This window comes from uncultured Campylobacter sp. (assembly GCF_938045775.1).
In the GTDB taxonomy this organism is placed as follows: domain Bacteria; phylum Campylobacterota; class Campylobacteria; order Campylobacterales; family Campylobacteraceae; genus Campylobacter_B.
The window spans coordinates 1-5,183 of sequence record NZ_CALIBH010000039.1; the positions used below are offsets into that span (position 1 = coordinate 1).

General features: G+C 47.4%; 4 protein-coding genes and 1 pseudogene. 1 reads left to right on the top strand and 4 read right to left on the bottom strand.

The annotated features are described in order from the left end of the window. From Q0238_RS01085 to Q0238_RS01095, 3 genes and pseudogenes are all read right to left on the bottom strand, one after another. Positions 1-311 (bottom strand): annotated as a pseudogene (locus tag Q0238_RS01085) (hypothetical protein); the annotation flags it as partial. Positions 312-626: 315 nt separating this feature from the next. Continuing rightward, on the bottom strand, positions 627-3,074 hold the full coding sequence (locus tag Q0238_RS01090; protein WP_297942023.1) for a molybdopterin-dependent oxidoreductase: 2,448 nt from the start codon (positions 3,072-3,074) through the stop codon (positions 627-629). Positions 3,075-3,087: 13 nt separating this feature from the next. Then, on the bottom strand, positions 3,088-3,654 hold the full coding sequence (locus Q0238_RS01095; RefSeq protein WP_297942025.1) for a hypothetical protein: 567 nt from the start codon (positions 3,652-3,654) through the stop codon (positions 3,088-3,090). 127 nt (positions 3,655-3,781) lie between these two features. On the opposite strand from Q0238_RS01095, the gene Q0238_RS01100 reads away from it, so the two are divergent. Continuing rightward, on the top strand, positions 3,782-4,363 hold the full coding sequence (locus Q0238_RS01100) for a Crp/Fnr family transcriptional regulator (RefSeq protein ID WP_297942026.1): 582 nt from the start codon (positions 3,782-3,784) through the stop codon (positions 4,361-4,363). A 145-nt stretch (positions 4,364-4,508) separates the two neighbouring features. Here Q0238_RS01100 and Q0238_RS01105 read toward each other — a convergent pair whose 3' ends face one another. Beyond that, positions 4,509-4,916 (bottom strand): DUF805 domain-containing protein, encoded by a 408-nt coding sequence (locus Q0238_RS01105; protein ID WP_297942028.1) that lies wholly within the window; start codon positions 4,914-4,916, stop codon positions 4,509-4,511. Positions 4,917-5,183 lie beyond the last annotated feature (267 nt).

Consider the following 5,183-nt stretch of genomic DNA (forward strand, 5'->3'; position numbering starts at 1 on the left):
TCGTCCGCGACTTTAATCGGCTCCCAAGAGCCCGCGCCGTGATAGGCAAAATACACGGGCGAGGCGTCCCCGAGGGCAAAATCGACGAAAAACGGATCATCCATGCCGTTACGCGCGATGACCCGCCAGCTCTTGCGCCACTGGCCCGGTGCGTCGTCTGCTAGCTCCTCGCCAGTTTTGCGGCCAACGAGTCTATATCCTTCCTGAAAACTCTCAAACTCGCCCTCATCGGGATAGAGAAACGGCAGCAAAATGGACTCTGAAACTATGCGTTTGCGGATAAAATTTTGGATCAAATTCGAGATTTGCACGGCGCGACCTTTGGGTTAAATTTGAGCGAATTTTAGCAGAGTTTTTAATCCGCGCAAAATTTACGTTTGAATTTGACGAATATGAAAGAAAGTAAATTTACGCTCAAAGTTTGATGAATTAAATTTGAGCACAAAAAGGCAAGCCAAGATTTGCAAGACGAGACGACGCGCCGCCAGAAAAACGTAAGCGGAAGTATTTTAAGATGGATTTGAATGTTGCGACGAAAATTTCGTCCCAAGACTAGGCAATTAGCCTGTCGCAGGGCGAAATTTTCTAGCTCATTCAAAGACGCTTAAAAGACGACGCGCTAAATTTTATAGCGACTGCAAAATTTTAGGTTTACCAAACGCCCGTATCGGCTTAATCTCCCCCTTAAATTTCTCGATTTGAGCAAGCACGGTGTGAGCCGAGTTGCTTTGTGCGAGACTTGACGTGCCCTTATCAAACGTAAGCACATTTACGCAGCCGTGCTGGCAGAGGCTCTTCTCGCCCCAAACCTCGGGATCGTACCACGCACCCTCGCAGATCGCTGCGACGCGCTCAGGCACGATGTCGGTAACGAGCACGCCTGCCAAAATTTCGCCGCGGTCGTTGAAAACTCGCACGATGTCGCCGTTCGCAAGTCCGCGAGCTTCGGCGTCTTTTGGATTTATCAGCACCGGCTCTCTGCCGCTAACCTCGGCGAAATTTCTGATGATCGAGTTGTTTAGCTGGCTGTGCAGGCGGTAGCGAGAGTGCGGGCTAACGACGTGGATCGGATACTTCGCCGTCTTTTTCGCATCGCCTAGCCACTCCTTAGGCTCGATCCAAGTAGGCATCGGCGGGCAGTCGGCATAGCCCATCTTAGCGATTACCGGCGAGTAAAGCTCGATCTTGCCCGACGGCGTGCCGAGGCGGTTTTTGGCTGGATTTTCGCGGAATGCCGCAAGGCGCGTGTATAGCGCGCTGCTCTCGTCGTCCTTTTCAAAGCGCACGAAGCCTTTGTCGTAAAATTCCTCAAAGCTAGGCATCGTTATATTTAGACCTTTGGCTTGCTCTACGGCATCGGCGTAAAATTCCTTCATCCAGCCTAGCTCGTCCTTGCCCTCGCTAAAGACCTCGCCGTATCCCCAGCGCTTACAAATCTGCTCGCAGATCCAAAAGTCGCTCTTGCTCTCGCCCATCGGCTCGATTGCAGGTCTGTAAGCGACTATATATTCGCCCGTAGCGCCCGTTTGGTTGATGTCGTTGCGCTCGACCTCGATCGCGACGGGAAGCACGATGTCGCTAAGCTTCGCCGTACTCGTCCAGTAAGGTTCGGCGGTAATGACGGTGTCAAATTTACGCCACTGCTTGACGATATTATTCACGTCTTGATGGCGCGTAAACATCGATCCGCACGCCATATAAGCGACTCTCATATGCGGCAGCTTGATCTTGGTGCCGTCGTAGTCGATCTGCTTGCCCGGATGCTCCAGCGCCTCGATGCTGCGAGAAGACGGGATGGTAATGTTTTTCGCACTTTTCCAAGGCGCAGAGCCCGTGTTTTCGTATTTTTCATCTATACGAGTGCTAAGCCCCTTTAAAATCGGAGCCACTTTATTCGTAGAGCCCGCAGAGCCGTATCCTAGACTAAATTCAAAGCCGAGACCCTCCTTGCCGATATATCCCAGCATCGCATTAAGCGCCACTAGCGCCCAGAAAGGCTGCTCGCCGTGATCTGCGCGCTGCAAACCGCGACCGATTAGGATCGTGGTCGGCTCCTTTGCAAGTGCCGTAGCAAATTTCGCAATAGCCTCCTCGCTAAGTCCGCAAATTTTGCTCGCCCAAGCTGCGTCCTTTACAATTTTATCGCTCTCGCCTAGAAAATACGCTTTAAATTTATTAAATCCGACGGTGTATTTTTTGATAAATTCCTCGTCGTAGAGCTTATTCGTAAAGAGATAATGGCACATGCCGATGATGAGCGCGGTGTCGGTATTCGGGCGCACGATGATATCTTCGCTGCCAAAGTAGCGCGCGGTGTCGTTTCTCATCACATTTACGCTGTAGGTTTTGATGCCTGACTTCTTAAGCTCCTGCATACCGATGTAGCCGTCGTGCGTAGGCGGAATGGATGAAATTTGATTGGTTACCGCAGGATCGGTCGCCCAAAATACGACGTTTTTGGCGTTTTTGACGATCGCTTTCCACGTAGTAGGCGCGTCGTAAACGGCGCTTGAGCCAAGCACGTGAGGCATTATAACAAGCCCCGCGCCAGTCGAATAATCACCGCTTTCCTCTACGTAGCCGCCTAAAATTTTAAGCATTCGGTGCGCTACGGTGCGTCCCCAGCCGATCTTACCGCTACCGCCCCACCAATAGCACTCGCCGTAGATCGCCTCGGCGCCGTATTTGTCGAAATTTTCTTTTAGCGCTTTCGCCGCTAGATCAAGGGCTGTGTCCCAGCTAACGCGCACGAACTCCTCTTTGCCGCGCAGTTCGCTCTTTGCCGCGCCTTTTGCCTTCAGATAGCTTTTGCGCACCATCGGATAGAGCACGCGGTTTTCGTTCTGCACGGAATCGGGCAAGCTGTAATTCATCGTATTTGGAAATTTATCGCCTTCGAAATCGCTTACAGAAACAATCTGCGACGAGTTTAAATTTAGCCAAAAAGGACCGAATCTGTTCGCGCCGAATACCTTTTTGTTATCAAAAATCGTCTGCGTAACCCCCTCGATCCTGCTAGCACTCGCCGCGCTTGCGCCTAAAATCCCTGCCTTTAAAAAGTCTCGCCTTTTCATCTGATCTCCTTTATCATTCAGGTTTTTTTGCGTTGTGTTGTAGGTATTTTACGATCAAATTTAAATCGTCGCCCTCGAGCGCTACGTAGTTTGCATTGATCATCTCTTGTAAATTTGCAGGCCACTGATTTGCCGTGAAGCTCTTTGGCTCATGCAAGCGGTGACATGCCGAGCAGATCTGCTCGTAGTTCGTCTTTGCTTCCGCATAAAGCGCCTTAGCGTCCTTGGCTACGGCATCCGAGCTGACCTCGTAAACCCCCTCCGCCTCATACCAGATCTCGCCGTAATCATCCTCGAGCTTTTTACCCTTTTTAAAATTCGCTTCGGCTTCGTTCGTAAAAATCGCGTAAATTTCAGCCTCTTTCATATTTTTTTGGATTTGAAGCTGATAGTTTTCGCTCACGACGCCTTTAATTTTAATCTTAGCAACGCCGCCATCGCTGGATATCACCTCGATCGGTGTTAAAATTTCAGCCTCGCCGATTGCTTTGCCGTCTTGCGAGATCGTAGCGGTTTTAGAGATCACCTCGCCGCCGAAAAGCGAACACGCACAGATAAATGAGATAAAAATTTTCCTCATAAAGTATCCTTTCTAGATTGTCTTTAACGCGAATTATAAATCAAAGATAAATTTAAATTTGTCGCGATTGCGACGAATTTATCCTTTTTATGTAAAATTTACGTGAAATTTTATGCAAAGAGCTACTATGATAGATAGACTAAATAACGATTACAGCGAGAAATTCGACTTTTTAAGTAAGGAGCGGATTGCTAAATTTAGGCGCGAAAGCTACGCTCGCGGTGACGTGATATACGCGCAAAAGTTTAAATTTATCATTCTACTGCGCGGCAGGGCGAAGCTAAACTGCTACGAAAACGGCAAGGAATTTATCTTTAGCTTCGTAAGAAGCGGCGCCTACATCTGCTTGGACAAAAACACGAGCCTTGAAATTTTAAGCGACTGCGAGACGCTGCAGATCAATATCTCGGAGCTTTTCGAGCTGCTTGGAGACGAGTTTGCAAGCTCGATCATAAACGCGCTTATCAAAAATATCTACTCGCAACGGATTTTAATTAAAGAGATCGTTTTTGCGAAAATCCAGACGCGGATTTTAAATTTTCTAAATCGCATCGCAAACGCAGATAAGATCGTGGAGCTTCCCTTTAATATAATGACGCTGGCAAGCCTGCTCGGAGCGCCTCGCCAAAACGTCTCTCAGGCGATTACGAAGCTCGTAAACGACAAAAAGATCGTGAAATTAAAGGGCAATAGGATTAAAATTTTATAGTTTGGATCTGCGCGGCGGATCTAAATTTAAACACAAAAGGCTATTTTGAGCGAAACCGCCTAGTAAAAAGGGCTAAAACCAAAATGGGATTAGCCCTAAATTTAGCTTATTTGCGAAGCTTATGTATGTGCTGCAAAGCTATGGATTAAAAAATAGAGCCTCTGCTTGCAGGTCGCAACGGATCGTCTCCAAAGCGGTTGCGTCCATTAGTGCCTTGCTGGATAAAAAACACGATCAATACTACTGGGCCTATTATCGGGACAAAAATTAACAGATAAAACCAGCCGCTTCTATCGGTATCGTGCAGACGCCTTACCGCTACGGCGATAGAAGGTAAAAGTATTGCCAATAAAAAGATTGAGTTAATGAAACCGATCATTCTACCGGAACTCGTAACGGCATAGGTGCCTAAAAAGCCATCCAATACTAACGTTACTATTCCTAAAAGTGCCGCAAATAATGCAAACCACCAATACTCTGAACGTGGTGCACGCCCCTCAAAATTGCAATAATTCTCTTTGAGACAAGTGCGAACAGACTCTATAAAAGTCATCTCAAACTCCTTTTTAAAAATAAGATAAATTATATAACAATGGCACTTAAATTTGTCCTTTATATTGATTAAATTTTAAAATTTACCTTCGCCGCCGCGCTGTCTGGCAAATACATTAAAATTTATCTCGAATGAACTTAATAGCGAGCTGTTTGATAAGCGGAGGAGTGTAGGTTGGCGGAACAAATTTTGCTTTTTCGCTCGCGTTAAATGACAAAGTAGGGCGGCTGCGACTGACGCAATTATAATAGCGATTTTATCCGCTTG